26 protein-coding genes are annotated in these 25,420 nt (G+C 56.8%); 14 read left to right on the forward strand and 12 right to left on the reverse strand.

From position 1 onward, the window contains the following. Window positions 1-238: 238 nt before the first annotated feature. From HMPREF3138_RS19680 to HMPREF3138_RS19690, 3 genes are all read left to right on the forward strand, one after another. Window positions 239-811 carry an LOG family protein gene (locus HMPREF3138_RS19680; RefSeq protein ID WP_033647601.1) on the forward strand — a complete coding sequence of 191 codons (573 nt, stop codon included), beginning with the start codon at window positions 239-241 and terminating at the stop codon, window positions 809-811. A 101-nt stretch (window positions 812-912) separates the two neighbouring features. Next, window positions 913-1,719, forward strand: a complete 807-nt coding sequence (xthA, locus tag HMPREF3138_RS19685) for an exodeoxyribonuclease III (protein ID WP_038877231.1) — start codon at window positions 913-915, stop codon at window positions 1,717-1,719. A gap of 44 nt (window positions 1,720-1,763) precedes the next feature. After that, window positions 1,764-2,165 (forward strand): pyrimidine (deoxy)nucleoside triphosphate diphosphatase, encoded by a 402-nt coding sequence (locus HMPREF3138_RS19690; protein WP_038877229.1) that lies wholly within the window; start codon window positions 1,764-1,766, stop codon window positions 2,163-2,165. 21 nt (window positions 2,166-2,186) lie between these two features. On the opposite strand, the gene HMPREF3138_RS19695 is transcribed toward HMPREF3138_RS19690, so the two are convergent. From HMPREF3138_RS19695 to HMPREF3138_RS19715, 5 genes are all read right to left on the reverse strand, one after another. Then, window positions 2,187-2,483, reverse strand: a complete 297-nt coding sequence (locus tag HMPREF3138_RS19695) for a YnjH family protein (protein ID WP_038877227.1) — start codon at window positions 2,481-2,483, stop codon at window positions 2,187-2,189. Beyond that, complete coding sequence (locus tag HMPREF3138_RS19700; protein ID WP_038877225.1) at window positions 2,480-4,405, reverse strand: DNA topoisomerase III; 1,926 nt, start codon at window positions 4,403-4,405, stop codon at window positions 2,480-2,482. Before HMPREF3138_RS19700 ends, HMPREF3138_RS19695 begins: the two co-directional genes overlap by 4 nt. Further along, window positions 4,405-5,523 (reverse strand): tRNA 2-selenouridine(34) synthase MnmH, encoded by a 1,119-nt coding sequence (gene mnmH, locus HMPREF3138_RS19705; RefSeq protein ID WP_080213375.1) that lies wholly within the window; start codon window positions 5,521-5,523, stop codon window positions 4,405-4,407. The genes HMPREF3138_RS19700 and mnmH overlap by 1 nt, the downstream gene beginning before the upstream one ends. Further along, a complete protein-coding gene (gene selD, locus HMPREF3138_RS19710; protein WP_038877223.1) occupies window positions 5,523-6,566 on the reverse strand; it encodes a selenide, water dikinase SelD in 1,044 nt (347 codons plus the stop codon). Before selD ends, mnmH begins: the two co-directional genes overlap by 1 nt. A 157-nt stretch (window positions 6,567-6,723) precedes the next feature. Further along, complete coding sequence (locus HMPREF3138_RS19715; RefSeq protein WP_038877221.1) at window positions 6,724-7,275, reverse strand: NAD(P)H nitroreductase; 552 nt, start codon at window positions 7,273-7,275, stop codon at window positions 6,724-6,726. Between the two features lie 160 nt (window positions 7,276-7,435). On the opposite strand from HMPREF3138_RS19715, the gene sppA reads away from it, so the two are divergent. From sppA to HMPREF3138_RS19735, 4 genes are all read left to right on the forward strand, one after another. Further along, on the forward strand, window positions 7,436-9,292 hold the full coding sequence (sppA, locus tag HMPREF3138_RS19720) for a signal peptide peptidase SppA (protein ID WP_038877219.1): 1,857 nt from the start codon (window positions 7,436-7,438) through the stop codon (window positions 9,290-9,292). A gap of 93 nt (window positions 9,293-9,385) precedes the next feature. Then, entirely contained in the window at window positions 9,386-10,402 is a 1,017-nt protein-coding gene (gene ansA, locus HMPREF3138_RS19725) for an asparaginase (RefSeq protein ID WP_038877354.1), read from the forward strand. A gap of 22 nt (window positions 10,403-10,424) precedes the next feature. Next, window positions 10,425-11,057, forward strand: coding sequence for a bifunctional nicotinamidase/pyrazinamidase (gene pncA / locus HMPREF3138_RS19730; RefSeq protein WP_038877216.1), 633 nt, complete (start codon window positions 10,425-10,427; stop codon window positions 11,055-11,057). Between the two features lie 232 nt (window positions 11,058-11,289). Continuing rightward, window positions 11,290-12,567, forward strand: a complete 1,278-nt coding sequence (locus HMPREF3138_RS19735) for a chitinase ChiD (RefSeq protein ID WP_038877214.1) — start codon at window positions 11,290-11,292, stop codon at window positions 12,565-12,567. A 42-nt stretch (window positions 12,568-12,609) separates the two neighbouring features. Here HMPREF3138_RS19735 and HMPREF3138_RS19740 read toward each other — a convergent pair whose 3' ends face one another. Both HMPREF3138_RS19740 and msrB read right to left on the reverse strand, forming a co-directional pair. Further along, the gene (locus tag HMPREF3138_RS19740; protein WP_038877212.1) at window positions 12,610-12,882 is read right to left on the reverse strand and encodes a YeaC family protein; all 273 of its coding nucleotides are present in this window, start codon (window positions 12,880-12,882) and stop codon (window positions 12,610-12,612) included. Window positions 12,883-12,945: 63 nt separating this feature from the next. Continuing rightward, window positions 12,946-13,359, reverse strand: coding sequence for a peptide-methionine (R)-S-oxide reductase MsrB (gene msrB, locus HMPREF3138_RS19745; RefSeq protein WP_004932219.1), 414 nt, complete (start codon window positions 13,357-13,359; stop codon window positions 12,946-12,948). Between the two features lie 348 nt (window positions 13,360-13,707). Between msrB and gapA the strand changes: the two genes are divergently transcribed. Continuing rightward, on the forward strand, window positions 13,708-14,703 hold the full coding sequence (gene gapA, locus HMPREF3138_RS19750) for a glyceraldehyde-3-phosphate dehydrogenase (RefSeq protein WP_004932222.1): 996 nt from the start codon (window positions 13,708-13,710) through the stop codon (window positions 14,701-14,703). 83 nt (window positions 14,704-14,786) lie between these two features. Beyond that, window positions 14,787-15,662, forward strand: coding sequence for a D-hexose-6-phosphate mutarotase (locus tag HMPREF3138_RS19755; RefSeq protein WP_070559255.1), 876 nt, complete (start codon window positions 14,787-14,789; stop codon window positions 15,660-15,662). Window positions 15,663-15,757: 95 nt separating this feature from the next. On the opposite strand, the gene HMPREF3138_RS19760 is transcribed toward HMPREF3138_RS19755, so the two are convergent. Further along, entirely contained in the window at window positions 15,758-16,522 is a 765-nt protein-coding gene (locus tag HMPREF3138_RS19760; protein ID WP_038877206.1) for a MipA/OmpV family protein, read from the reverse strand. Window positions 16,523-16,948: 426 nt separating this feature from the next. Here HMPREF3138_RS19760 and yeaG point away from each other — a divergent pair, with 426 nt between their 5' ends. Both yeaG and HMPREF3138_RS19770 read left to right on the forward strand, forming a co-directional pair. Then, the gene (gene yeaG / locus HMPREF3138_RS19765) at window positions 16,949-18,883 is read left to right on the forward strand and encodes a protein kinase YeaG (protein ID WP_004932230.1); all 1,935 of its coding nucleotides are present in this window, start codon (window positions 16,949-16,951) and stop codon (window positions 18,881-18,883) included. A gap of 131 nt (window positions 18,884-19,014) precedes the next feature. Then, the gene (locus HMPREF3138_RS19770) at window positions 19,015-20,283 is read left to right on the forward strand and encodes a YeaH/YhbH family protein (RefSeq protein ID WP_038877203.1); all 1,269 of its coding nucleotides are present in this window, start codon (window positions 19,015-19,017) and stop codon (window positions 20,281-20,283) included. 88 nt (window positions 20,284-20,371) lie between these two features. Here the strand turns inward: HMPREF3138_RS19770 and HMPREF3138_RS25805 are convergent, their stop codons facing one another. From HMPREF3138_RS25805 to HMPREF3138_RS19780, 3 genes are read right to left on the reverse strand one after another with little or no spacing between them, the layout of a single operon-like run. Continuing rightward, the gene (locus tag HMPREF3138_RS25805) at window positions 20,372-21,022 is read right to left on the reverse strand and encodes an anti-sigma factor (RefSeq protein ID WP_071605359.1); all 651 of its coding nucleotides are present in this window, start codon (window positions 21,020-21,022) and stop codon (window positions 20,372-20,374) included. Then, a complete protein-coding gene (locus HMPREF3138_RS19775; RefSeq protein WP_038877201.1) occupies window positions 21,019-21,567 on the reverse strand; it encodes an RNA polymerase sigma factor in 549 nt (182 codons plus the stop codon). Before HMPREF3138_RS19775 ends, HMPREF3138_RS25805 begins: the two co-directional genes overlap by 4 nt. 45 nt (window positions 21,568-21,612) lie before the next feature. Beyond that, window positions 21,613-22,176, reverse strand: coding sequence for a fasciclin domain-containing protein (locus tag HMPREF3138_RS19780; RefSeq protein ID WP_038877198.1), 564 nt, complete (start codon window positions 22,174-22,176; stop codon window positions 21,613-21,615). Between the two features lie 352 nt (window positions 22,177-22,528). On the opposite strand from HMPREF3138_RS19780, the gene HMPREF3138_RS19785 reads away from it, so the two are divergent. After that, complete coding sequence (locus HMPREF3138_RS19785; RefSeq protein WP_038877195.1) at window positions 22,529-22,759, forward strand: hypothetical protein; 231 nt, start codon at window positions 22,529-22,531, stop codon at window positions 22,757-22,759. A 1,202-nt stretch (window positions 22,760-23,961) separates the two neighbouring features. After that, window positions 23,962-24,138, forward strand: a complete 177-nt coding sequence (locus HMPREF3138_RS25810; protein WP_033634815.1) for a GhoT/OrtT family toxin — start codon at window positions 23,962-23,964, stop codon at window positions 24,136-24,138. 273 nt (window positions 24,139-24,411) lie between these two features. Here the strand turns inward: HMPREF3138_RS25810 and HMPREF3138_RS19790 are convergent, their stop codons facing one another. Then, window positions 24,412-24,705, reverse strand: coding sequence for a hypothetical protein (locus HMPREF3138_RS19790; RefSeq protein ID WP_038877192.1), 294 nt, complete (start codon window positions 24,703-24,705; stop codon window positions 24,412-24,414). Window positions 24,706-24,930: 225 nt separating this feature from the next. Between HMPREF3138_RS19790 and HMPREF3138_RS19795 the strand changes: the two genes are divergently transcribed. Continuing rightward, window positions 24,931-25,413 carry a hypothetical protein gene (locus HMPREF3138_RS19795; protein WP_038877190.1) on the forward strand — a complete coding sequence of 161 codons (483 nt, stop codon included), beginning with the start codon at window positions 24,931-24,933 and terminating at the stop codon, window positions 25,411-25,413. Window positions 25,414-25,420: the final 7 nt, after the last annotated feature.

A 25,420-nucleotide genomic window follows, 5' to 3' on the forward strand; every position in this document is an offset into this window, starting at 1 on the left:
AGGGTGAGTCGCACAGCGACGAATCATCCTTCTCCCACCAGCATCTCTTTATAGAAAATCCCAAACAAACTTAAAGCACATCGCACCCAATGCTCTCGTATCAATAAAACTCAATTTATCTCCCCTTATTCCCCGCTTTCACCTCGATGTTTTATTTCCTCACTCCCAGCCGTAACTTGAACTCCGGCCGACAATTCGCTATACCACTGGCTTCTTTAGTGCAGTAAGGAACAGGTGGATGCGAAACAATATTTGCGTTTTTTGTGGCGCCAGCGAAGGCGTCAATCCCGCTTATGCCGAGCAGGCTCGTCAACTGGGACAGCTGCTGGCCGCACAGGGGCGCCGTTTAATCTATGGCGGCGGCAAGAAAGGATTGATGGGGATCGTGGCAGATGCCGTGTTGGCGGCGGGCGGTGAAGCTGTCGGCATTATCCCCGAGCGCCTGGTTGAAGCGGAAACCGCGCATCGCGGCCTGACCGAACTGGAAGTGGTGCCTGATATGCATACGCGCAAAGCCCGTATGGCCGCGCTGGCGGACGGTTTTATCGCCCTGCCCGGCGGCATCGGCACGCTGGAAGAGCTGTTTGAAATCTGGACCTGGGGGCAAATCGGCTATCACAACAAGCCGGTCGGCCTGCTGAACGTTAACGGCTTCTACCGCCCGCTGAGCCAATTCCTCGAACACGTCGCCGATCAGGGCTTTATGCGCCACGACTATCTCGGCACCCTGCACATCAGTGAATCGGCGCAAACACTGCTGCAACAGTTTGACGATTATCAACCCAAAAATTACGACCGCTGGGCGAAATAAACCCGCTGCGCAGCCAGCGGTCCTGCCGCTGTCTGCGTTACATTTCCCGCCAAACTCTGCTACTATCACAGCACATTTTTCTCGTGAAAACGGCACCGCTCATGAAGTTTGTCTCTTTTAATATCAATGGACTGCGCGCGCGTCCGCATCAGCTGGCAGCAATTATCGAACAGCACCAGCCCGACGTGATCGGCCTGCAAGAAACGAAAGTTCACGACGACATGTTCCCGCTGGAAGAAGTCAGCCAGCACGGGTATCACGTGTTCTATCACGGGCAAAAAGGCCATTACGGCGTAGCGCTGCTGACCAAAGCGGAGCCTCTGGCCGTGCGCCGCGGTTTCCCGACCGATGAAGAAGATGCGCAGCGTCGCATCATCATGGCCGATCTGGCGACGCCGCAGGGCACACTGACGGTGATCAACGGCTACTTCCCGCAAGGTGAAAGCCGCGACCACCCGATCAAATTCCCGGCTAAAACACGCTTTTATCAGGATTTGCAAAACTACCTGGAGCAGCAGCTGTCGGCGGAATCCCCGGTGTTGATCATGGGTGACATGAACATCAGCCCGAGCGATTATGACATTGGCATCGGCGAAGACAGCCGTAAACGCTGGCTGCGCACCGGGAAGTGTTCCTTCCTGCCGGAAGAGCGCGAATGGATGGACCGCCTGCTGAACTGGGGCCTGGTAGACACCTATCGCCACGCCAACCCGGGGCGCAACGACGAATTCTCGTGGTTCGACTACCGTTCCAAAGGGTTCGACGACAACCGCGGCCTGCGTATCGATCTGCTGCTGGCCAGCACCCCGCTGGCTTCGCGCTGCATCGCCACCGGCATCGATTACCAAACCCGCAGCATGGAAAAACCTTCCGACCATGCGCCGGTCTGGGCGGAATTTACGCTGTAACCCCATCACCCCGGCGCTCGCCGGGGTTTTACTCTGTGAAGCCAATGAAAATTATCGACGTGGTAGCCGCTATTCTGGAACAGAACGGTCAAATTTTACTGGCCCAGCGCGGCACAGGCAGCGATCAGGCCGGTCAGTGGGAGTTTCCCGGCGGCAAGGTTGAAACGGGCGAAAGCCAGCCAGAAGCGCTGGCGCGCGAGCTGGATGAAGAATTGGGGATTTGCGCCCGTATCGGCGACTATGTGGGTAGCAATCAGTGGCAGCAAGGCGAACGCATCATCCGCCTGCACGCCTGGCAAGTCACGGAGTTCTCCGGTGAACTGCAACAGCGCTGCCACTCGGCGTTGGTCTGGGTTACGCCGCAGCAGGCGCAGGAATACGCCCTGGCGCCCGCCGACGTTCCACTGCTGGCGGACTATATCGCCGCGCAAAGCGGTGCACGCTGAGCGCGGCGACAGGTTACATTGTCACTTCTTCAATCGCACCCAAATCAAAGGGTTGGTGCCGATGGTGTTAGGCTCACGCACGCACTGCAGCACTTCCCCTTCCACTTTAAGCACCGCGCCCTCGGAATAGTTTTGATTCTGGTAGACGCAACAGCGGTTGCAGGGCTGTGCCGGCGGTGGGTTGACGCCGCTTTTGGCCGTGCCCCAAATCTCCGGCGAAACCGGTAACACCACGTCCACATCGCCGCGATTGGCGACCGCTAGGCCGGAAAACATCAGGGCCGCGGCAGCCAATACCCTACTGAGTCCACGCTTCATTCACTCTTCTCCTGCGCCTTGCCGGCGCTTTTCCTGCGTTTTTTGCCTCCGCTGGAGGGCGGCGGCGGCAATCCACGAAACGCCATGCTCGCCCGGCTCTGCTTAGCCTGATAAATCAGCTCTTGCAGCGTGCCGACCAACGGCTGCATAAAGTCCTGATAGCGACAGGATTTCTCGCTGATTTGCGTCAGCGTGGCCTCCCAGTTGGCCGTCATATCAGGGCGCGCAGCAAGATCCGGCAGCGAGTGAATCAACGCGCGCCCGGTTTCGCTGGAGTGAATATAGCGTCCCTTCTTGTACAGAAACGCCCGCTTGAACAGCAATTCGATGATCCCCGCTCGCGTCGCTTCCGTTCCTAAACCATCGGTCGCCCGCAGGATTTTCTTTAACGCTTTATCTTGTACGAATCGCGCGATGCCGGTCATAGCCGACAGCAGGCTAGCGTCGGTAAACGGCCGCGGCGGCTGCGTCTGGCGCTCCACCACTTCACCGCGCTCGCACAGCAGCTCATCGTCCTTGGCCACCACCGGCAGCGGTGCACCTTCGTTTTCCTCGTCGCGCTCCTTGCTGCCCAGCAGCGTGCGCCAGCCGGCCTCCGCCAGAAAACGCGCCTTGGCGATGAATTTGCCGCCGGCGATATCCAGCTCGATCACGCATTTGCGGAACACCGCATCCGGACAAAACTGCATCAGATACTGACGCGCTACCAGCCCATACACGTTCCGTTCATCCTGCGTCAAATTGATCTTGCCGGCGCGGGCGGTGGGAATGATGGCATGGTGCGCATCGACCTTTTTATCGTCCCAGCAGCGGTTGCGGCGATCGCTGTCGATCACCGGCTGCGGATACAGCTCGGGTTGGTGCACGCTGATGGCGTTCAGCACCGCGTGGCGGCCGGCAAAATGTTCTTCCGGCAGATAGCGGCAATCGGAACGCGGATAGGTGATCAATTTGTGGGTTTCGTACAGCCGCTGGCAAACGTCCAGCACCTGTTGCGCGCTGAGGTTGTAGCGCCGGGCCGCCTCGATTTGCAGCGTGGAAAGCGAGAACGGCAGCGGTGCGGTATCTGATTCCCGTTTATCATTATAGGCCGTGACCAGGGCCGGCTGGCCCTCGATGCGCTTGACCACGTGTTCCGCCAACGGCCGGTGCAGCAAACGCCCTTCTTCATCCTGATAAGGTTCGCAAGAGTCGCTGGGTTGCCACAGCGCCACAAAGCGTTCTTCTTTCGGTGTGACGATGTGCGCCTTGACCTCAAAGAAGTCTTTTGGCACGAAGTTTTCGATCTCTTCGTCGCGGCGCACCACCAATCCGAGCACCGGCGTCTGCACCCTGCCCACCGACAGCACGCCGTCGTAACCGGCGTTGCGGCCCAACAGCGTATAGGCGCGGGTCATATTGATGCCGTACAGCCAGTCGGCGCGCGAACGCGCCAGCGCGGACACGCACAGCGGGATAAAGTCCCGATTGTCACGCAGGCGCTCGACCGCACGCGCCACCGCCTGCGGGTTGAGATCGTTGATCAGACAGCGGCGCACGTTCTGGCGTTTCTCCGCCGTCAAATCCAGGTAGTCCAGCACCTCATCCACCAGCAGTTGCCCTTCGCGATCCGGGTCACCGGCGTGAACCACTTCATCGGCTTCGAGCAGCAGCTTTTTAATCGCGTTGAGCTGTTTGCTGACCGAAGGCCGCGGCTGCAAGCGCCATTTTTCGGGGATGATCGGCAGATCCGCCAACGACCAGCGCGCATAGCGGCTGTCATAGGCGTCAGGCTGAGCCTGCTCCAGCAGGTGGCCGACGCACCAGGTCACCACGTCGTTGTTGCCACAGGCGATATAGCCGTCGCCGCGGCGATGCGGCTTGGGCAAGACGTCGGCAATGGCGCGCGCCAAACTCGGTTTCTCGGCTATGAACAGTCGCATTAATCACCGTTTTTCTGGCTGAACGTCATCAAGAATTCTCTTACTTCTGCATAGTTCCCACGGAAGACGATCCGCTGGGCTTTCTTTTCCAACTGATAGCAATACATCGGATCGTAGTACTGCTGCAACAGAGGCGCCAACCATTCGCGGTGCGCGTCGCCCTGGCCGCTGAGGCGCTGAGCCCGCAGCGCTGCCCCCAACCGCTGCGTCAGCTGCTGGAAGCGCTCCAGGCCCAAACGGCGGCGGATGGCGAACAGGCCGTGATGCAAATAGTCGTCGTACTGCCGCCAGCCTTCTTCCACGCCATAGGCCTGTTCGAACTGTTCGCGCATACCGTCGATATATTCCGCCTGCAGGCGCGCCAGGCGAATGTCGAACGGATCGTCGATCACCGCCACCGGTGCCTGCTGCATGCCGTTGAACAACGGCAACGGCAGATTGTTGCTGCCGATGATCCGCCCTTCGTCTTCCAGCACCCAACGGCGGCTGCCACCATGCTGTTTTTTCAGCAATAACACAGCCAGACGATTCTCAAAATCTATCTGCGAGCTCTGTCCCGCCAGCGTTCGGCCAAAAGATGAACCGCGATGGCGCGCCGCGCCTTCCAGATCGACGCCGTCGGCCAGCTCGTTGACCAGCAGCGTCTTGCCGCTGCCGGTATTGCCACCCACCAGGGCCATCGGCAATGCCGCGCTTTGCGTCAGTACACCGAGCAGATAATTGCGCAGTGCCTTATAACCGCCAGTGATACGCGGATAATCCACGCCGGCCTCATGCAGCCATTGCTGCACCAGCTGCGAGCGCAGCCCGCCGCGGAAGCAGTAAATATAGCCTGCTGGCCGCTCTGCGCAGGCCGCCAGCCAGGCGGCGGTGCGCTGTTCGCGCAGTTTGCCGTTCACCAGGCGGTGGCCGAGCGCGAGCGCCGCTTGTTGCCCATGCTGCTTATAGCAGGTACCGACCGCCTGGCGTTCGCTGTCGATCATCAGCGGTAAATTCACCGCCTGGGCGAAAGCGCCCTGCTGAAACTCGATCGGCGCGCGCACGTCAATCAGCGGCACGTCCTGCAGGAAAATGCGTGGGTAATCGTCGCTGTCCGGCCTTTCTTGCATGTTGGACACTACACAACCTCGATCAGCGGCTGTCCGGTCTGTGCGGCATGCAATTCACCGATAGCGTTGAGCGAGATACCGTGCTGCTCGGCAATCGCCAGCACCTGCGCCTCCGACTCAGGCAATACCGCCAACAGCAAGCCGCCGGAGGTTTGCGGATCGCACAGCAGCTGGCGCTGCAAATCGCTCATCTCGCCCACCAGATGGCCATAGCTGTCGAAGTTGCGCCCGGTGCCGCCCGGCACGCAGCCTTCGGCAATATACGCCTCGACGTCCGGCAGCTTCGGCACCCGATCGAACCAGACCGTCGCCTGCAGACCGGAGCCCTGGCACACCTCGCTCAGGTGGCCCAGCAGGCCAAAGCCGGTGATATCGGTCATCGCCGTGACGCCCGCTACCTCGGCAAAGTCGGCGCCCGGCTTGTTCAGGCGGCACATCACTTCCGTCGCCAGGCCCTGATGCTCAGGGCGCAGCTTGCTTTGCTTCTCGGCTGTCGTCAGTACGCCGATGCCCAGCGGTTTGGTCAGATAGAGTTTCGCCCCGGCCTGTGCGGCGCTATTTTTCTTCACCCGTTCGGTATTGACTACGCCGGTGACTGCCAGGCCGAAAATAGGCTCCGGCGCATCGATTGAATGGCCACCTGCCAGCGCGATCCCCGCCTGCTGGCAGGCGAAACGCCCACCGTCGATCACCTGCTGCGCCACCTCCGGCGGCAGTTTGGCGATCGGCCAGCCGAGAATGGCGATCGCCATGATCGGTTTGCCGCCCATGGCGTACACGTCGCTGATGGCGTTGGCGGCGGCGATACGGCCGAAATCGAACGGATCGTCGACGATCGGCATGAAGAAGTCGGTGGTGCTGATGATGCCGACGCCGTTGCCGATGTCGTACACCGCCGCGTCGTCACGGGTTTCATTGCCGACCAGCAGGCGCGGATCGACAAACTTTTCCCGCTCGCTGTGCAAGATGGTTTCGAGAACTTTCGGTGAGATTTTGCAGCCGCAGCCAGCGCCATGGCTGTACTGGGTTAAACGGATCGCTGGCGATGTCATAGTCCACTCCCTTCGGTAACGGCACTCAAGATATCATAGGGTAGCGCTTGCCGAGGGGATTGATAAGAGCGGGCCGCCGATAAGCGAACGGCCTGCTCAAAAACCATGCGATTTTGCGGGGTTTGGCGCATTTTCGCCGCGCCCCGCGGGAGAAAACTCAGAAATAGCTGACGAAAGGCGTGCTGTCCGGCGGTGTCACCTTGGTGGCGGCCTTCAGCTGTGGCGTGCCCAGATAGAGGAAGCCGACGATCTCATCCTGCTCACGGCAGCCGAAGGCTTCGCGCACCAGCGCATGCTCGGTCCAGGCGCCGGTGCGCCAGATGCCGTTAAAGCCCTGCGCCAGCGCCGCCATCTGCATCGCCTGCACCGCGCAACCGGCGGAAACCACCTGCTCCCAACGCGGCACCTTGGTCTCTTCAGTACAATGGGCGATGACGGTGATGATCAGCGGTGCGCGGAACGGCGCCTTGGTGGCCTTTTCGATCGCCGCTTCGTCCAGTTGATCCTGCTTCGCCGCCGCCTGCAACAGCTGGCTGAAGCGCTCCAGGCCCTGATTTTCGATCATCACGAAACGCCACGGCTGCAGCGCGCCGTGATCGGGCGCACGCAGGCCCGCATTGATGATATTTTGACGCACTTCCCCCGTCGGCGCCGGTTCCGCCAGGCGCGAAGCCGAGCGGCGATTCAATAAAAGATCCAGAGCATCCATCGTAAACTCCTGATAACAATTTTCATTCCGGCCACGTTAACATAGCTAAACGACGAGTTACAGCCTCGGCGATAGCGTCTGCGTGCCACGATTTAAAGCTGACATTTACCCGGCCGCTCATTAGGATAGCGGAACATTCTCGACTCTTGTTGGAGAGCACATGCGCACATTGTGGCAAATTATTGCCGGCATTTTCCGGTGGACATGGCGTCTGCTGAATTTTATCAGGGAACTGATCCTTAACCTGTTCCTGGTCTTGCTGATCCTGGTTGGGGTCGGCATCTATCTGTCCTTCCAAAGTTCCTCCACCTCGACGGCCCCGGCGCGCGGCGCGCTGCTGGTCGACTTAAGCGGCGTGGTGGTCGATCAGCCTTCGGTAAATAACCGGGTGCGGCAATGGGGCCGCGAGCTGTTGGGCGCCTCCAGCAGCCGCCTGCAGGAAAACTCGCTGTTCGACGTGGTGGACAGCATCCGTAAGGCCAAAGACGACAAAAACATTACCGGCATGGTGTTGCAGCTGAATGACTTCGCCGGTGCCGATCAGCCGTCGCTGCGTTATATCGGCAAGGCGCTGCGCGAGTTCCGCGACAGCGGCAAGCCGATCTTCGCCATCGGCGACAGCTACAACCAGACGCAATATTTCCTGGCCAGCTACGCCAACAAAATCTACCTGTCGCCTCAGGGCGCGGTCGATCTGCACGGTTTCGCCACCAACAATCTTTACTACAAATCGTTGTTGGACATGCTTAAGGTCACTACCAATATCTTCCGCGTCGGCACCTATAAATCGGCGGTCGAGCCGCTGATCCGCGACGATATGTCCCCAGCGGCGCGCGAAGCGGACAGCCGCTGGATTGGCGGCCTGTGGCAAAACTATCTCGAGACCGTGGCGGCCAACCGCCAGCTGACGCCGCAACAGCTGTTCCCAGGCGCCGCCGGCGTGCTGAGCGGCCTGCAGGCGGCCGGTGGCGACACCGCCCGCTATGCGCTGGACAATAAGCTGGTGGACGAGCTGGCCTCGCGCACCGCGATCGAAAATCAGCTGGTCAAGGCCTTCGGCTGGGATAAACAGGCGAACGATTTCAACGCCACCAGCATCTACGACTACCAGCCGAAGCCGGACGCCAACCAGGGCGGTAAGATCGCCGTGGTGTTCGCCAACGGCGCCATCATGGACGGCCCGCAGACGCCGGGTAACGTCGGGGGCGATACCACCGCCGCCGAGCTGCGCCAGGCGCGCCTGGATCCGGCCATCAAAGCCGTGGTGTTCCGCGTCAACAGCCCGGGCGGCAGCGTCAGCGCATCCGAAGTGATCCGCTCCGAACTGGCCGCCGTGCGCGCCGCCGGCAAGCCGGTGGTGGTCTCGATGGGCGGCATGGCCGCGTCGGGCGGCTACTGGGTTTCGACGCCGGCCGACTACATCATCGCCAGCCCGAGCACCCTGACCGGCTCCATCGGCATTTTCGGCATCATCAACACCTACGAGAAGACCCTGGATACGCTGGGCGTGCACACCGACGGCGTGGCAACCTCGCCGCTGGCCGACATTGCGGTCACCAAGGCATTGCCGCAAGAGTTCTCGCAGATGATGCAGCTGAACATCGAAAACGGGTATAAGAACTTCCTCGATTTGGTCGCCAAATCGCGCAAGATGACCCCGCAGCAGGTTGACCAAATCGCGCAAGGCCACGTCTGGCTCGGCAGCGACGCCAAGGTTAACGGCCTGGTCGATCAATTGGGCGATTTCGACGACGCGGTGAAGAAAGCCGCCGAGCTGGCGAAGCTGCAGCAGTGGCAGCTCGACTGGTTCGTCGATACCCCAAGCCTCAGCGATATGGTGCTCAGCCAGTTCGGCGTTTCCATTCACGCCATGCTGCCGGCGGCGATTCAATCCATGCTGCCCGCCCCGCTGGCCTCGGTCGCCAACGCGGTGAAAGAACAGCCGGGCTTGTTCAATAACCTGAACGATCCGCAAAACCGTTATGCGATCTGCCTGACCTGCGGAGAAGTCCGCTAACAAATAATTCTGCAGCCCGGCCATCGCCGGGCTTTTTTTCTGCCGCCATGCCCCTATAATTCAGCCCATCTTATCTTTGTTAAAATCATGACCATGCAAAAGAAATCCATTTACGTCGCCTACACCGGCGGCACCATCGGCATGCAGCGTTCCGATCACGGCTATATCCCGGTTTCCGGCCACCTGCAGCGCCAGCTGGCGCTGATGCCCGAATTCCATCGCCCGGAAATGCCGGATTTCACCATTCATGAATATGCGCCATTGATCGACTCTTCGGACATGACGCCGGAAGACTGGCAGCACATCGCCGACGACATCAAACAGAACTACGATCGCTACGACGGCTTCGTGATCCTGCACGGTACCGACACCATGGCGTTCACCGCATCGGCGCTCTCCTTCATGCTGGAAAACCTGGCTAAACCGGTGATCGTCACCGGTTCGCAGATTCCGCTGGCGGAGCTGCGCTCCGATGGCCAGACCAACCTGCTTAACGCGCTGTATCTGGCGGCTAACCATCCAGTGAACGAAGTCAGTCTGTTCTTCAACAACAAGCTGTTCCGCGGCAACCGCACCACCAAAGCCCACGCCGACGGCTTCGACGCCTTCGCCTCCCCGAATCTGCCGCCGCTGCTGGAAGCCGGCATTCACATTCGTCGCCAGCACGGCATCGACAGCCCGGCTTGCAACGGCGCGCTGCGGGTGCACGACATCACGCCGCAACCGATCGGCGTGGTCACCATCTATCCGGGCATTTCCGGCGCGGTGGTGCGCAACTTCCTGCTGCAGCCGGTCAAGGCGCTGATCCTGCGCTCCTACGGCGTCGGTAACGCGCCGCAAAAGGCCGAGCTGATCGACGAGTTGCGTGCGGCCTCCGAACGCGGCATCGTGGTGGTCAACCTGACGCAGTGCATCTCCGGGCGCGTCAATATGGAAGGCTACGCCACCGGTAACGCGCTGGCGCACGCCGGGGTGATCAGCGGTTTCGACATGACGGTGGAAGCCGCCTTGACCAAGCTGCACTACCTGCTGAGCCAGCCGCTGACGCCGAAACAAATCCGCGCCCTGATGCAGCAAGACCTGCGCGGCGAACTGAGCATCAACGGTTAACCTACTGATCTTTGGAGCGGCGATGAAAACGGCCCTGTTGTTGATCGATCTGCAAAACGATTTTTGCCCCGGCGGCGCGCTGGCGGTCACGGCGGGCGACGCCGTCATCCCGGTTGCCAATCAGGCGATCGCTGCCTGTTTGGCGCGTGGCGAGCCGGTCGTGGCCAGCCAGGACTGGCACCCCGCCAATCACCGCAGCTTTGCGGTGAATTCCCATGCGCAGGTCGGCACCCTCGGCGAGCTGGAGGGCCTGCCGCAGGTGTGGTGGCCGGTGCACTGCGTGCAAGGGAGCCACGGTGCCGATTTTCACCCCCGGTTGCAGCGGCAACATATCAATGCCGTTTTTCGCAAAGGGCAGGAGACGGACATCGACAGCTACAGCGCGTTCTTCGATAACGGCCACCGTGCACAGACCGAACTGCACGGCTGGCTGCAATCGCAGGGCGTCCAGCGGCTGGCAATCATGGGCCTGGCGACCGACTACTGCGTCAAGTTCAGCGTACTGGATGCGCTGGCTGCCGGCTATCCAACGCAGGTGATCGTCGACGGCTGCCGCGGCGTGAATCTGCAGCCGGACGACAGCGAGCGGGCGCTGCAGGACATGGCGCGCGCCGGTGCGCAACTGGTTACCCTGTCACAATTTCTCGCCAGCTAAATCCTCTCGGGTGCCACCGGCGCCCTCTCTGCGCGACGGCGAAAATATCGACGCCGCTCACAATACCGCCCTTCTTCTTCCCCAACGGCTTGTGACCGGCAGGCGCTTTTGCTGTGATGGCTGCGACGCTTTTGGCGTCAACCGGTTATACGCATCCGGGGCCCGCTGAGCCCGGCTTTATTGTAACCGCCTCTGGCGGTGCGGTCGGCCTTGCCGGCCCAAGGAGACAGACATGAAAATAACCCGAAAACTGCTACCTTTGCTGGCGGCGGTGCAGTTGGCTATGGCCGGCGCAGGCACGGCCCAGGCGGCTTATCTCTCCGTCGGCTACTTCAACGGCGGCGGCGACGTCACTGCCGGTCCCGGTGGCGACATCGACAAGCTGGACGTCACGCAAATCACCCACCTCAACTATTCGTTCGGGCTGATCTACAACGGCGAGAAAGACGAAACCAATGCGGCGCTGAAAGACCCCGCTCACCGCCACCAGATCTACCTGTCGCCGAAGGTGATGGCCGATCTGCAACGGCTACCGACGCTGCGCAAGCAGAACCCCGAGCTGAAAGTGCTGCTGTCGGTCGGCGGCTGGGGCGCACGGGGTTTCTCCGCCGCCGCGGCGACTGCGGAAAACCGGGCGATATTCATCCGCTCCGCGCTGCAGGTGATCGCCCAGTATCAGCTGGATGGTATCGATCTGGACTGGGAATATCCGGTGAACGGCGCCTGGGGGCTGGTGGAAAGCCAACCGGCAGACCGCGATAACTTCACCCTGCTGCTAAAAGAGCTTCACCAGGCGCTGGGTAAAGGCAAGTTGTTAACCATCGCCGTCGGGGCCAACGTCAAAAGCCCGCAGGAATGGGTCGATGTAAAAAGCATTGCCCCTTACCTCGACTACATCAATCTGATGACCTACGACATGGCTTACGGCACGCAGTATTTCAATGCCAACCTGTACGATTCAAAGCGTTGGCCAACCGTGGCGGCCGCCGACCGTTACAGCGCCGATTTCGTGGTAACGAATTATCTGGCTGCCGGACTGAAACCGGCACAGATGAACCTGGGCATCGGTTTCTACGGCCGGGTACCGAAGCGGGCGACCGAGGCGGGCATCGACTGGGACAAGCCGGACGCCGCCAAACATCCGGTGACGCAGCCATACTTCAGCACGCGCGAAACCGCCCTGTTCAACGCGCTGGGGCTGGATCTCGGTAAAGACACCTACTTTAAATACCACGATATCGTCAGCAAATTGCTCAACGATCCACAGCATCGTTTTCGCGAACACTGGGATGACGACGCCAAGGTACCTTACCTGACGCTGCAATCCGCCGCAGGCAAACCGCTGTTCGCCATCTCCTACGAGAACCCGCGTTCGGTGGCCATCAAGGCCGAGTACATCAAAAGCCAGGGATTGGGCGGTGCGATGTTCTGGGAATACGGCGCGGACGATAACAACCGGCTGGCGCAGCAGCTGGCGGAATCGCTGGGAATCAAGGGCGAGAAACGGTAAACCGAGGGGGCGATGGCGATATCGCCCCGTTTTAGGGCAGCCTTACTGCGGCTTGAGTTTCACCAACGGCTCGGCGACGAACTGCTGCTTCAGCTCTTGCTTGCTCTTCATCACGATCTGCCCGTCGGTGCCGATGCTCATGTGCTGCGGATCGACGTTGTTCATCGACTGCCACAGCATCACCGCCTGCAGGCTGTTTTCTTTTTGCTCCGGCGTCAGCGCCACGCCGTCCGGCCATTTGCCCAGCTCAACCGCCTGTACCAGGCGCTGGTATATCTCGGGCGTCATCGCCTCAATCAGATCTTTCACGTCCATCAGAGCCCTTCTCGCTTACGGATGAATAATTAGCTGAATCGATTTTGTTGGTTAAATTACCACTTAGCCGGCCGTTTGGTCGCCATTTTCGCCATCGGTGAAACTCAGCGAGGCGGAGTTGACGCAATAGCGGTCGCCGGTTGGCTGCGGGCCATCGGGGAAAACGTGCCCCAGGTGCGCGTCGCAATGGCCGCAGCGGATTTCAACACGGTGCATATTATGTGAATTATCATCAAGATAACGGATTGCATCGGCGGAAACCGGCTCATAAAAGCTCGGCCAGCCGCAGCCGGAATCGTATTTGGTTTCGGAATAGAACAGCGGCTGGTTACAGCACAGACAATGGTACACGCCCTCGCGCTTGTTGTGCAGCAATTTGCCGCTGAACGGCGCTTCGGTGCCGCGCTGTTGTGTCACATAACGTTGGATTTCATTCAGTTCCGTGACCGGATGACCGGGGGTTGTCTCTTTAGCCATTTGTGCTTATCTCTGAATGTGGATAATGTCAACGAAAACAATGATTAATAATAACAAAAAATTAACACCGCTGCAGGGGTTTTTGGCCTAAACTGTAGCCCATAAAGGCCACGTCACGATGATATGTGATAGCGATCACACATCTTGCGTATGCTGACTTTATACTTGGCGGCTTGTCCCCATATAACGGATGAGGCCGAGCGCAAATGGACTGTGCAATAAGCGTGCAAAACCACCCTTCCGGTTTGACTTGCCGCAAGAATTGACACGATTCCGCTTGACGCTGGGTAAGGTTTTTGTAATTTTACAACCAACCTTTTATTCACTAACAAATAGCTGGTGGAATATATGACTATCAAAGTAGGTATCAACGGTTTTGGCCGTATCGGTCGCATTGTTTTCCGTGCTGCTCAAGAGCGTTCTGACATCGAGATCGTTGCAATCAACGACCTGTTGGACGCAGAGTACATGGCCTACATGCTGAAGTATGACTCTACTCACGGCCGTTTCAACGGTACGGTAGAAGTTAAAGACGGCCACCTGGTTGTTAACGGCAAAACCATCCGTGTTACCGCAGAGAAAGACCCGGCTAACCTGAAGTGGAACGAAGTGGGTGTTGACGTGGTTGCTGAAGCGACCGGTATCTTCCTGACCGACGAAACCGCGCGTAAACACATCACCGCTGGCGCTAAAAAAGTGGTTCTGACTGGCCCATCCAAAGATGCGACCCCAATGTTCGTTCGCGGCGCTAACTTTGACAAATATGCCGGCCAGGACATCGTTTCCAACGCCTCTTGCACCACCAACTGCCTGGCACCACTGGCTAAAGTTATCAACGACAACTTCGGTATCGTTGAAGGCCTGATGACCACCGTTCACGCGACCACCGCAACTCAGAAAACCGTTGATGGCCCGTCTCACAAAGACTGGCGCGGCGGCCGCGGCGCATCCCAGAACATCATCCCTTCTTCTACTGGCGCAGCGAAAGCGGTTGGCGTGGTTCTGCCAGAGCTGAAAGGCAAACTGACCGGTATGGCGTTCCGCGTACCGACGCCTAACGTATCCGTTGTTGACCTGACCGTGCGTCTGGAAAAAGCAGCTACCTACGAAGAAATCAAGAAAGCCATCAAAGACGCCGCTGAAGGTTCTATGAAAGGCGTTCTGGGCTACGTTGAAGACGACGTGGTTTCCACCGATTTCAACGGCGAAGTGCTGACTTCCGTGTTCGATGCCAAAGCCGGCATCGCACTGAACGACAACTTCGTGAAACTGGTTTCTTGGTACGACAACGAAACCGGTTATTCCAACAAGGTTCTGGACCTGATCGCTCACATCTCCAAGTAATGGCATGATGTTAAGCTGATAATGAGGGCGACATTTTTGTCGCCCTTTTTTATTTGTATCTCCGGCAAACAATAGGTCATGAAATGAACGAGAAAATTTTCACCCTGCCCGTTTCCGAACAGATTTCGCCTTACATCAGCCAGCGTCAACTCGATGAGCTGGGCGTGGTTGTGGTCTCGCACCCTAAAGTGCGTGCGGCCGTCGCGCTGCAAGGCGCCCATTTGCTGGCCTGGCAGCCCAGCGGTGAGCAGCCGGTGATTTGGCTCAGCAATAACACCCCATTCGCCAAAGGCAAGGCCATCCGCGGCGGCGTGCCGATCTGCTGGCCGTGGTTCGGCCCGGTAGCGCAACCTTCTCACGGTTTTGCCCGCAACCAGCCCTGGAGCCTAACGGCACACGATGAAGATGACAACGGCGTCATCCTGACCTTCACGCTGAAAGACAATGAGCAGACCCGCAAACTGTGGCCACACGCCTTCACATTGATTGCCCGTTTCAAGCTGGGTGAAGAATGCGAGATCGAACTGGAATCGCACGGTGACTATCAGGCCACGGCGGCGCTGCACAGCTACTTCCAGGTAGGCGACATCGACCGGGTTAGCGTGGCGGGCCTGGGTGAGCCTTATATCGACAAGGTAGCGGGTGGCGCAGAGGCGCGCCAGACAGGCGAAGTGACCTTTGTCGGCCAAACCGATCGCGTCTACCCCCGCCCCGAGGCCTTCAGCCTGATCCGCGATCCGGCGTTCACGCGCACCATCGAGGTTCACCACCATCATATGAGTGACGTTATCGCCTGGAACCCGGGCGTAGAACTCTCATGCAGCATGGGGGATATGCCGAACGACGGCTACAAAACCATGGTCTGCGTTGAGACTGGGCGCGTCAGCAAACCGCTGGTCGCCGCCGGCGAACAACCTGCTCGTTTAGGTGTTACCTTCCGCAGCCGTAAGCAGGCTTGAAAAATCGTGCGCGGCAGCGCACCACAAATGTGCAAAAAGGGGCGCTAGCGCCCCTTTTTGATGCCCACCATGCACGATGTTCGTGCAATGCGTGATTAGAAGGTGTAGCTCACACCCGTCATCAACAAACCGGTGTAGGATTTATCCACCATCGGGCTATCTTTCACTTCATCAGACAACTTCACATAGCGGCCGACGAAGAAGGCGTTCCAGCTTTTGTTGATCTGGTAATTGGCGCTCAGTTCGAGATACGGCGCCCAGCTATCGCCTGGGGTGTAGCTGTCTAGGCCGCTGCGGCGCGATTCATTGGCGCTGACGCCATAGTAATATTTGTTCTGGTTCTTGCTGTTCCACATCACGCCCACGCCCGGGACCAGCGTCAGCGCGTCCAGATTAAACTTGTACAGGTAAGTCACATCGCCCACCAGGCCGTTGCTGTTGTTCAGCGTGTCGCCGGTGAAGGTGGTGCGGAGAGTGCCCCACTCGGCGTTGTGCGAGTAGGCCAGGCCGGCCATCAGCGTGCCGCGGCGCTTGTCGAGACGCTTCATGCGATCGTCGTCGCTGTCGCCCGGACGGTAGCCCCATGGCGTGTAGTAACCCATGATGCTCAGCTGGTTTTCTTGATCCTTCCACAGGTAGTAACCGGCGGTCAGAGTACGGAAGTAGAAGTCGTCACCTTCATAGTCAATAACGGGCACCGGATAAACGCGGTCCTGATAACCACGATACGCGTCCGGGCTAACCAGCGCGGCAGCGCCGAGTGACCAGGTTCCCGCCTGAGCACTTTGCGCACAAACCATTGCGGAAGCGATAATTGCTAGCGTTTTGAGTTTTGAAATCTTCACTGGTTCTTTTTCCATAAATTACAGGGTTAATAGCTGCAACAGTTTATGTGAAAATTTAGTTACGCGCCTAATCTTTACAATAGAAAACGACCAAGATCGAATAACTTATAGCGGAATTATGAATTAATCATGGCGGAACGATGACGTTTCATCCCGCAGGCCGCGCCAGACAAGGCATTTGGCTCGCACGGTAATAACTGAGTCATTGATATGACTTAAAAAAAGCTTTTTCTACGGCAGGAAATTTTCCGGCAAGCAAACTAAGCTTAAATCAGAAGGTGAATTTATCCTGGGCCCAGTGGCATACAGCGCAACTCGCGATAATAAGCGCACCAAGTTGGCATACGGGTTGCTGTACTCAGGCGTATTCTCATCTTTCGGGAGCCAGAACACTATCACACGCTCTCTTTAACCTGTGCTAATAACGAAAGGACGGGCATCATGAACATATTTGACCACTATCGCCAGCGCTACGAAGCTGCCAAGGACGAAGAGTTCACACTGCAGGAATTTCTTACCATTTGCCGGCAAGATCGCAGTGCCTATGCCAACGCGGCCGAACGTCTGCTGATGGCTATCGGTGAACCTGTGATGGTCGACACTGCGCTAGAATCACGCCTGTCGCGCCTGTTCTCCAACCGCGTGATCGCACGCTATCCGGCCTTCGAAGAATTCTACGGCATGGAAGAGGCCATCGAACAGATCGTCTCTTACCTGAAACACGCCGCGCAGGGCCTGGAAGAGAAGAAACAGATCCTGTACCTGCTCGGCCCGGTGGGCGGCGGTAAATCCTCGCTGGCAGAACGCCTGAAGGCGCTGATGCAGCGCGTGCCCATCTACACCCTCAGCGCCAACGGCGAACGCAGCCCGGTCAACGATCATCCGCTGTGCCTGTTCAATCCGCAGGAAGATGCCTCGATCCTGGAGAAAGAGTTCAATATCCCGAGTCGCTATCTCGGCACCATCATGTCGCCGTGGGCGGCCAAGCGCCTGCATGAGTTCGGCGGCGACATCACCAAGTTTAAAGTCGTGAAAGTGCGCCCTTCCATTCTGGAACAGATCGCCATCGCCAAAACCGAACCGGGCGATGAGAATAACCAGGATATCTCGGCGCTGGTCGGTAAAGTGGATATCCGTAAACTGGAGAACCACGCGCAGAACGATCCGGACGCCTACGGCTACTCCGGCGCACTGTGCCGCGCCAACCAAGGGATTATGGAGTTTGTCGAGATGTTCAAAGCGCCGATCAAGGTGCTGCATCCGCTGCTGACGGCGACCCAGGAAGGCAACTACAACGGCACCGAAGGCATCTCCGCCCTGCCGTTCAACGGCATTATTCTGGCGCACTCCAACGAGTCCGAGTGGGTGACCTTCCGCAACAACAAGAATAACGAAGCGTTCCTCGACCGCGTATATATCGTCAAGGTGCCTTACTGCCTGCGCGTGTCGGAAGAGATCAAGATTTACGACAAGCTGCTGGATCACAGCGAGCTGACCCACGCGCCTTGCGCGCCGGGCACCCTGGAGACGCTGGCGCGGTTTAGCGTGCTGTCGCGACTGAAAGAACCTGAAAACTCGAGCATTTATTCGAAAATGCGCGTGTACGACGGCGAAAGCCTCAAGGATACCGATCCGAAAGCCAAGTCCTATCAGGAATACCGCGACTACGCCGGGGTTGATGAAGGCATGAACGGCCTCTCCACCCGTTTCGCCTTTAAAATCCTCTCGCGAGTGTTTAACTTCGATCACGCCGAGGTGGCGGCTAACCCGGTGCACCTGTTCTATGTGCTGGAACAGCAAATCGAACGCGAACAGTTCCCGCAGGATTTGGCCGAGAAATACCTGGAGCACCTGAAAGGCTACCTGATCCCGAAATACGCCGAGTTTATCGGCAAGGAGATCCAGACCGCCTATCTGGAATCCTACTCGGAATACGGACAGAACATTTTCGATCGCTACGTGACCTACGCGGACTTCTGGATTCAGGATCAGGAGTATCGCGATCCCGATACCGGTCAGCTGTTCGATCGTGAGTCCCTGAACGCCGAGCTGGAGAAAATTGAAAAGCCGGCCGGAATCAGCAACCCGAAAGATTTCCGTAACGAAATCGTGAACTTCGTGCTGCGTGCCCGCGCCAATAACAACGGCCGTAACCCGAACTGGACCAGCTACGAGAAGCTGCGCACCGTGATCGAGAAGAAAATGTTCTCCAATACCGAAGAGCTGTTGCCGGTGATTTCGTTCAACGCCAAAACCTCGACGGACGAGCAGAAAAAACACGACGACTTCGTCGACCGTATGATGGAGAAAGGCTATACCCGTAAGCAGGTGCGCCTGCTGTGTGAATGGTATCTGCGGGTCAGAAAATCCTCATAACGCCTCAGGTAAGCGGCATTATCAGGGCCATGTCCACAGTCATGGACGTTGCAGCGCAGCCCACGGAGGGGCTGCACATTGCGCTGCAGCGGCCGGGACATGAAGAGTTGGCAACGTCGTTTGGGGGAAGTATGGCCTATTTCATTGACCGACGGCTGAACGGCAAAAACAAGAGCATGGTGAACCGCCAGCGCTTCTTGCGTCGTTACAAGTCGCAAATCAAACAGTCGATTGCCGAAGCCATCAACAAGCGTTCGGTCACCGACGTAGACAGCGGGGAATCGGTCTCCATCCCCACTGACGATATCAACGAACCGATGTTTCATCAGGGGCGCGGCGGCACGCGCCATCGGGTACATCCGGGCAACGACCACTTCGTGCAGAACGATCGCGTTGAGCGGCCTCAGGGCGGATCAGGCGGTGGCGGCGGCCAGGGCAACGCCAGCCAGGACGGTGAAGGCCAGGATGAGTTCGTCTTCCAGATTTCCAAAGACGAGTATCTCGATCTTTTGTTCGAAGATCTTGCCCTGCCCAACCTGAAAAAGAACCAGTACAAGCAGTTGACCGAGTTCAAAACCCACCGCGCAGGCTATACCGCCAACGGTGTGCCGGCCAACATCAGCGTCGTGCGATCGCTGCAAAACTCGCTGGCGCGGCGTACCGCCATGACCGCCGGGAAAAGGCGCGCGTTGCACGAACTGGAAGACGAGTTGAACCAGCTGGAAAACACTGAACCGGTGCAGTTGCTGGAAGAAGAACGGCTGCGCAAAGAGATTGCCGAACTGCGCAAGAAAATCGAAAGCGTGCCGTTTATCGACACCTTCGATCTGCGTTACAAAAACTACGAGCGCCGGCCGGAACCCTCCAGCCAGGCGGTGATGTTCTGCCTGATGGACGTATCCGGCTCGATGGATCAGGCGACCAAAGACATGGCCAAACGTTTTTACATTCTGCTTTATCTGTTCCTGAGCCGTACCTACAAAAACGTCGAGGTAGTCTATATTCGCCACCACACCCAGGCGAAAGAGGTGGACGAACAGGAGTTCTTCTATTCGCAAGAAACCGGCGGCACCATCGTCTCCAGCGCGCTGAAGCTGATGAACGACGTCGTCGAAGAGCGCTACGACCCGGCGCAATGGAATATCTACGCCGCGCAGGCGTCGGACGGTGACAACTGGGCCGACGATTCACCGCTGTGTCATGAGCTGTTGGCGAAGAAGATCCTGCCGATGGTGCGTTATTACAGCTATATAGAAATCACTCGTCGCGCTCATCAAACGCTGTGGCGCGAATATGAGGATCTGCAGGCGAAATTCGACAACTTCGCCATGCAGCATATCCGCGAACCGGACGATATTTATCCGGTATTCCGCGAACTGTTTCGCAAGCAAACCGTGTAATCATAAAACGGCCGGAGAACATATGCCCGGCCGTTTTTTATTCTCAACGAACTCAAATGCTATTTCTGCGGGATACAGCCTGCGTCAATCAAAGAGGCAACTCACCTGAATACAACACGGGGCCCGTCGGCTGTTGGTTCGGCGAGCCGCCTAATGGCTCCAGGCTAATGGCAATCGTTGTTCCTTTCACTAAATTTGCATCTGCCAAATAAAACTGACTCACGTTCTTCGCGTTCACAAGTCCAATTGAAACGGGCTTATGGCCAACGGGAATCAGCCATAGTTCAAGACTTTTCCCGTCAGGAATAGCGGCCAGGCCTAAGGGGGTTATACGAACAATTTTTCTTTGGCCATCTGAACTCACAACCCACGTCCCTTGATGTGTTCCGTTCAGGACCACTAACGGTTTCAACTCAGGCGTACGCCAATAAAACCACGAGCTCAGGCTCAATACGCCTAATCCTGCCGCAAGCCCCCATGCAATATAATTTCGTCCGCGCCGTCGGGGCGAAGCGTATCGAGGCAGATTTAATTCAATTTTTTTCCAAACGCTTTCGGGGGGAGGTATCGGCGTTATACCAATATCCAGCCCCGACAACATATTTTGCCATTTTCCAACCTGGGTCGCCAAAACGCTATCCGATTTCAGACGGCGCTCAAAATGCAACCTTGCATACCCTCTGAGCGTGCCAAGCGCATATTCTGCAGCCAACATGTCATCACTTTTGCGTCTGTTCATAGGCCCAGGCAATCCTTCAGATGCGCTAGCGCCCTGCGGACCCAGCTTTTTACCGTACCCAGCGGTTGCTGCAACCAATCAGCGATATCCGCGTGCGACATCCCTTGATAATATGCCAGAACAATACTTTGCCGTTGTTCAGAAGTCAGATGCTTCAAACAGTCATTTAGCTTTTTCGCCTGCTCTCCCTCATCATCCAGATTTTCATTTTCCGACTGAGGGATTTGGTCACTATATTCTTCTTCCAGTTCGGCATGGCGTCCCTGCCGGCTGCGCAATCCATCAATGCATCGATTCCTTATAATGTGAGTAAGCCATGTCATAGGCGAGCTCTTGGCCGGATCATAATCCCCGGCACGCTGCCATACGGTAAGAAAACCGTCGACCATAACCTCTTCCGCCCACTGGCGATTACGCAACATGCGTAGCGCAATGGCGAACAAACATGACGATGTCGAACTGTACAAGCGTTCAAATGCTCGGCGATCGCCATTAGCGATCGCCTTTAAGCACATTATCTGGTTTTCTTTCAACGAGTGATCCATGCCATCCCTAAAGGGGTTAAACTTTGCCCATTTCGAGTATAGGCATTACTTGGGCATTAGTACGGTATCAATAACGTCGATTACACCGTTTTGCTGCCGCACGTCATAGGTGCTGATGTTGGCGACGTCGCCTTTAGCATCTTTGATCTGAATATTATGCGGGCCGTTATTCATAAACCATAGCGACTGACCATTGACGGTTTTGAGTTCCGCCCGTCCTCCGCCTTGCTCAATTTTTCTCTCCAGCGCTTTCATGTCATAGTTCCCCGCCACGACGTGATAGGTCAACACGCTGGTCAACAGAGTTTTGTTCTCAGGTTTTAGCAGATTATCCACCGTACCGGCCGGCAATTTGGCGAATGCGGCATTCGTTGGCGCAAAGACCGTATAAGGTCCTTTGCCTTGCAAGGTGTCGACCAAGCCGGCAGCTTTAACCGCCGCGACCAGCGTGGTATGATCTTTTGAATTCAGCGCATTTTGCACAATGTTTTTTGAGGGGTACATCGCAGCCCCCCCAACCATCACGGATGCCGAATCAGCGGCAACGGCCAGGGTTGCGGCGCTGAACAGTAATGAGCCGGTGAAGATAGTGGAGATAAGCGTTTTCATGATTAAGTCCTCAACGTAAGCGGAGCGGAAGTGTCGCTCATTACTGATATACGTATGAGGGGCGCCAAGTGGATGCACGGATGGCAAAAAATAACGCAAAAGGAAAAAGTACCTTTACAAAGATCCCTAACAAATACGTGCTCAGGTGCTGACGGCCACTTTCCATTCTTTCTTCTGAGGTTATTCCTAAACCTTCGCCTCCAGGCCCGCACGGCTTGATAGGAATATTCCCATTCAGTTATCGTTACCTCATCGCTTAAGTCCTTTCCTAAGCGAAATTTGCCTCATTTTATTTTTCCATGGCTTCTCAGCCCGCCACGGCGGGCATTTACCTGTCAGCAGGTTAGACATTATGATCGACTACACTCTCTATGGCCTCAACAAGCAAGATGTTGATGAATACCATAAGCAAATATGCTGCCTGCTCGGCAAAAGCGTGCTGCTGGTGCTGACCGCCAACAAGCCGATAACCAAACAGAATCTGCTCGCCTGCCTTATCCAGGAGGTGGAAAAACAGTCCGATGATTATTTTCAGAGACTGCATCGTGCAGCAATAGAAATGATCGGCGTCAACGGGCGTTAAGGCGATATGCGCAAGGCGGAAATCTACGCCATTATTGCCACCCTCGTGGTGTTAGTGATGATGCTCATTATTACCCTTGATAGCGATATCAACCCTTATCCTTAATAAGCGCCTATTACGCCGGCTCTTTGGCCCGGCGTAATAGACAGCGAAGATGCAGACCGTCACCTTTTAGCCAGATGACCTTCCTGCCCTGGCTTTATTCAAAACCGGCCGCTTCGTCCATCAATCCCGCCGCCTCTTCGGCATGGGAAACCCGCAAAGCATGCCCCCCGCTGGCATAGCCAAATATCCCCTGCGCGACAACTCGAGGATGACCTTACTCCAGTACGCGGCGCCGCCCCAGAATCCGTGTACCAGCACGATAGTGGGTTTTGTGCTCATTGCCGACTCCTTCATCATAGGGAAGCGCTATAGACAGATGAACTGCAGCCCTTAAGGGGCACGCCTTGCTACCGGCGACGTCACGCAGTCCTCATTTTATACAGTCAGGCTCGCGGCGTTCGGCAATAGCTACGACGGGTTAACGCACGCGATTTCCCGGCATCGCCATGGCCTATCCACGCAGCGCGCAAAGCAAAAAATCGGGATTAAAACTAGGATTTTTACCCATACCGATCTAAAATTTCGCGCAAAAACAAAGAGAAGTAAATTTAGCTCACCGGGAAAAGGAATGAAGTTGTGAAGGAAATGATCTCCATCGTTTTTATGGCATGCCTGCTGGCGCTGCTGTTTTCGTGGCTGTTCGTCTACGGTCTTAACATTCATTAAACCTGCGGCGGCAATAAATCCCCCTCCCTGGCTGGCAAGCAGCGCATCGGGACGATGCGCTAAAACCGGCCCCAAAAGTGCCCACGAAAGCGAAACCTGACGCTATCCCGCCTTAACCTTTCCGCCCACAGATACATCAATAATATTTACGGATAACAGTCTTATCCCCTTTCTGCGTCCCTCGTCGACTTTTTTCTGACCTGGCGCAGCCCCTCAAACAGAGGGCTTGCCCGACGCAAAATGTTACCGGTAACTATGTTGTTGATTTCTTTTTGTAATAACCGAAAAGCCGTTAATAACCCTACGTTCTTTATAGAAATAAATTATGCATTCTTATGGATAAAGGTATGAATAAACGGCCTTTGGTCATTGATTATCACCCGCCAAGCTCCTAGAATTCGCGCGTAAAAATACAACTGGGATCGGGTTTCATGTCGTCGCTGTGGGTTGCAACGCAATACTGTTATTTTATTGGTCTGTTAGTTTCTATGATTTTCACCTACCTGGTTAGCCGGGACACCGTTAAAATACGCTGTATCAGCGCATTGACCATCGGCTTAACCTGGCCGTTGAGCCTGCCGGTCGTGTTGCTGTTTTCGCTGTTCTAATCCCCCAACAGACCTCGCGGCGGGCTTGGGCTTTTAAACAGCCATGCTAATGAAAAGGGAAGGCCGCCGGCGTCGCGGATTTTTGGCGTGGGATAAAAAAAACGCCAGCGCAAGGCTGGCATGAAAACTGGAAGCAATGTGAGCAATGTCGTGCCGGCTCGGGGGGCACAGAAGGAGACAACCCTTTCCCCTCACCGGCGAAAAGATGATAATACGTCTCATTATTGACTGTAAAGTCATTTCCCTGCGCAACGTTTCCCCTTTGGGAAAATATCAGCCGCGCGGCGCTCGCCAGCACCGATACAACCGCCCCATCCCCCACACCAGCAGCCACAGCAAAATATTCATCCCCAACCAGAGCATCAACAAGTAGAAGAAAGTTTGGTAACCGGGTATGCCCCGGTCGGCCAAAAACGGGTTGAAGTGCAAAAATTTGACGATCGCGAAGGGGTTAAGATTGAAACGGTTGAACACGGCCGCCGTCAACAGCGGCGGCAACAGCGTGTAAAACGCCAGGCTGAACAGCAGCAGAATCTTAGTGCCCGAAGTGTTTTTATAATCTTTCATATCAATATATTGCGTCTTTCACCATGGTGCAGAAACCGCCAAATATTCGCACGCCAGCCGACCCCGCGAGAGAAAAAGAGTTCCAGGCCAGCGCGTAAATAAAGCCGATCCCGTGTTTAATCGTCATTTAGCGCTCGGGTGATATATACCCTGTGAATTTTAAATTACGATGCCGCCGCGCCGTCTTCAACCGCAGCGTTTGCCTGGCATCATCAGGAGGCATTAATGAAACCGGACGCACTCTCTCTGCCGCCGAGCCTGAAAAAACTCAAAGTGATCTACGGCTGGTATATTTACGTGATCTATATCCTGCTGGTCTTCAACATTTACATGGCGGTCTACAACGTCTGCGTTCGGCATCCGCTTGAGGCGCCCCTGCTGTCGCTGTTTCACAGCCTGTTCCTCGCGCTGATGCTGCAGCAGGTGCTCAAAAAGAACGTCGTTTTCGCCTGGATCTTGCTGAGTTATTTTATTCTGATGCGCCTGTATTACGCCAATGTACTGCATGTTGAATTCACGCTGGTCAGCCGCGGCCTGGTGCTGCTGATTCTGACGCTGCTGCTTACCGGTGCCGTGGCCGTCGGGCAGCTGGCCACGCCCCCGCAGCGGCATGACTGGCTGGCGCGGCTGGGTTGGCGGCAATGGGGAGCGCTCACGGCGCTGGCGGCCATCCTGACCCCGTTGATTACCACTGACTACCTGGGGTAAACACGGC

The organism is Serratia sp. HMSC15F11, from assembly GCF_001808215.1.
Classification (GTDB): domain Bacteria; phylum Pseudomonadota; class Gammaproteobacteria; order Enterobacterales; family Enterobacteriaceae; genus Serratia; species Serratia nevei.

Bases quoted from the DNA above. Each gene is read 5' to 3' on its own strand.
- selD (WP_038877223.1), bottom strand. From the start codon at position 6,566: ATGACATCGCCAGCGATCCGTTTAACCCAGTACAGCCATGGCGCTGGC.
- HMPREF3138_RS19700 (WP_038877225.1), bottom strand. From the start codon at position 4,405: ATGCGACTGTTCATAGCCGAGAAACCGAGTTTGGCGCGCGCCATTGCC.
- HMPREF3138_RS19770 (WP_038877203.1), top strand. From the start codon at position 19,015: ATGGCCTATTTCATTGACCGACGGCTGAACGGCAAAAACAAGAGCATG.
- HMPREF3138_RS19740 (WP_038877212.1), bottom strand. From the start codon at position 12,882: ATGGACGTGAAAGATCTGATTGAGGCGATGACGCCCGAGATATACCAG.
- xthA (WP_038877231.1), top strand. From the start codon at position 913: ATGAAGTTTGTCTCTTTTAATATCAATGGACTGCGCGCGCGTCCGCAT.
- HMPREF3138_RS19780 (WP_038877198.1), bottom strand. From the start codon at position 22,176: ATGAAAACGCTTATCTCCACTATCTTCACCGGCTCATTACTGTTCAGC.
- HMPREF3138_RS19760 (WP_038877206.1), bottom strand. From the start codon at position 16,522: ATGGAAAAAGAACCAGTGAAGATTTCAAAACTCAAAACGCTAGCAATT.
- gapA (WP_004932222.1), top strand. From the start codon at position 13,708: ATGACTATCAAAGTAGGTATCAACGGTTTTGGCCGTATCGGTCGCATT.
- msrB (WP_004932219.1), bottom strand. From the start codon at position 13,359: ATGGCTAAAGAGACAACCCCCGGTCATCCGGTCACGGAACTGAATGAA.
- HMPREF3138_RS19735 (WP_038877214.1), top strand. From the start codon at position 11,290: ATGAAAATAACCCGAAAACTGCTACCTTTGCTGGCGGCGGTGCAGTTG.
- HMPREF3138_RS19790 (WP_038877192.1), bottom strand. From the start codon at position 24,705: ATGAAAGATTATAAAAACACTTCGGGCACTAAGATTCTGCTGCTGTTC.
- HMPREF3138_RS19755 (WP_070559255.1), top strand. From the start codon at position 14,787: ATGAACGAGAAAATTTTCACCCTGCCCGTTTCCGAACAGATTTCGCCT.
- HMPREF3138_RS19695 (WP_038877227.1), bottom strand. From the start codon at position 2,483: ATGAAGCGTGGACTCAGTAGGGTATTGGCTGCCGCGGCCCTGATGTTT.
- ansA (WP_038877354.1), top strand. From the start codon at position 9,386: ATGCAAAAGAAATCCATTTACGTCGCCTACACCGGCGGCACCATCGGC.
- HMPREF3138_RS25805 (WP_071605359.1), bottom strand. From the start codon at position 21,022: ATGAACAGACGCAAAAGTGATGACATGTTGGCTGCAGAATATGCGCTT.
- sppA (WP_038877219.1), top strand. From the start codon at position 7,436: ATGCGCACATTGTGGCAAATTATTGCCGGCATTTTCCGGTGGACATGG.
- HMPREF3138_RS19775 (WP_038877201.1), bottom strand. From the start codon at position 21,567: ATGGATCACTCGTTGAAAGAAAACCAGATAATGTGCTTAAAGGCGATC.
- HMPREF3138_RS19680 (WP_033647601.1), top strand. From the start codon at position 239: ATGCGAAACAATATTTGCGTTTTTTGTGGCGCCAGCGAAGGCGTCAAT.
- HMPREF3138_RS19795 (WP_038877190.1), top strand. From the start codon at position 24,931: ATGAAACCGGACGCACTCTCTCTGCCGCCGAGCCTGAAAAAACTCAAA.
- HMPREF3138_RS19715 (WP_038877221.1), bottom strand. From the start codon at position 7,275: ATGGATGCTCTGGATCTTTTATTGAATCGCCGCTCGGCTTCGCGCCTG.
- pncA (WP_038877216.1), top strand. From the start codon at position 10,425: ATGAAAACGGCCCTGTTGTTGATCGATCTGCAAAACGATTTTTGCCCC.
- HMPREF3138_RS19785 (WP_038877195.1), top strand. From the start codon at position 22,529: ATGATCGACTACACTCTCTATGGCCTCAACAAGCAAGATGTTGATGAA.
- yeaG (WP_004932230.1), top strand. From the start codon at position 16,949: ATGAACATATTTGACCACTATCGCCAGCGCTACGAAGCTGCCAAGGAC.
- HMPREF3138_RS19690 (WP_038877229.1), top strand. From the start codon at position 1,764: ATGAAAATTATCGACGTGGTAGCCGCTATTCTGGAACAGAACGGTCAA.
- HMPREF3138_RS25810 (WP_033634815.1), top strand. From the start codon at position 23,962: ATGTCGTCGCTGTGGGTTGCAACGCAATACTGTTATTTTATTGGTCTG.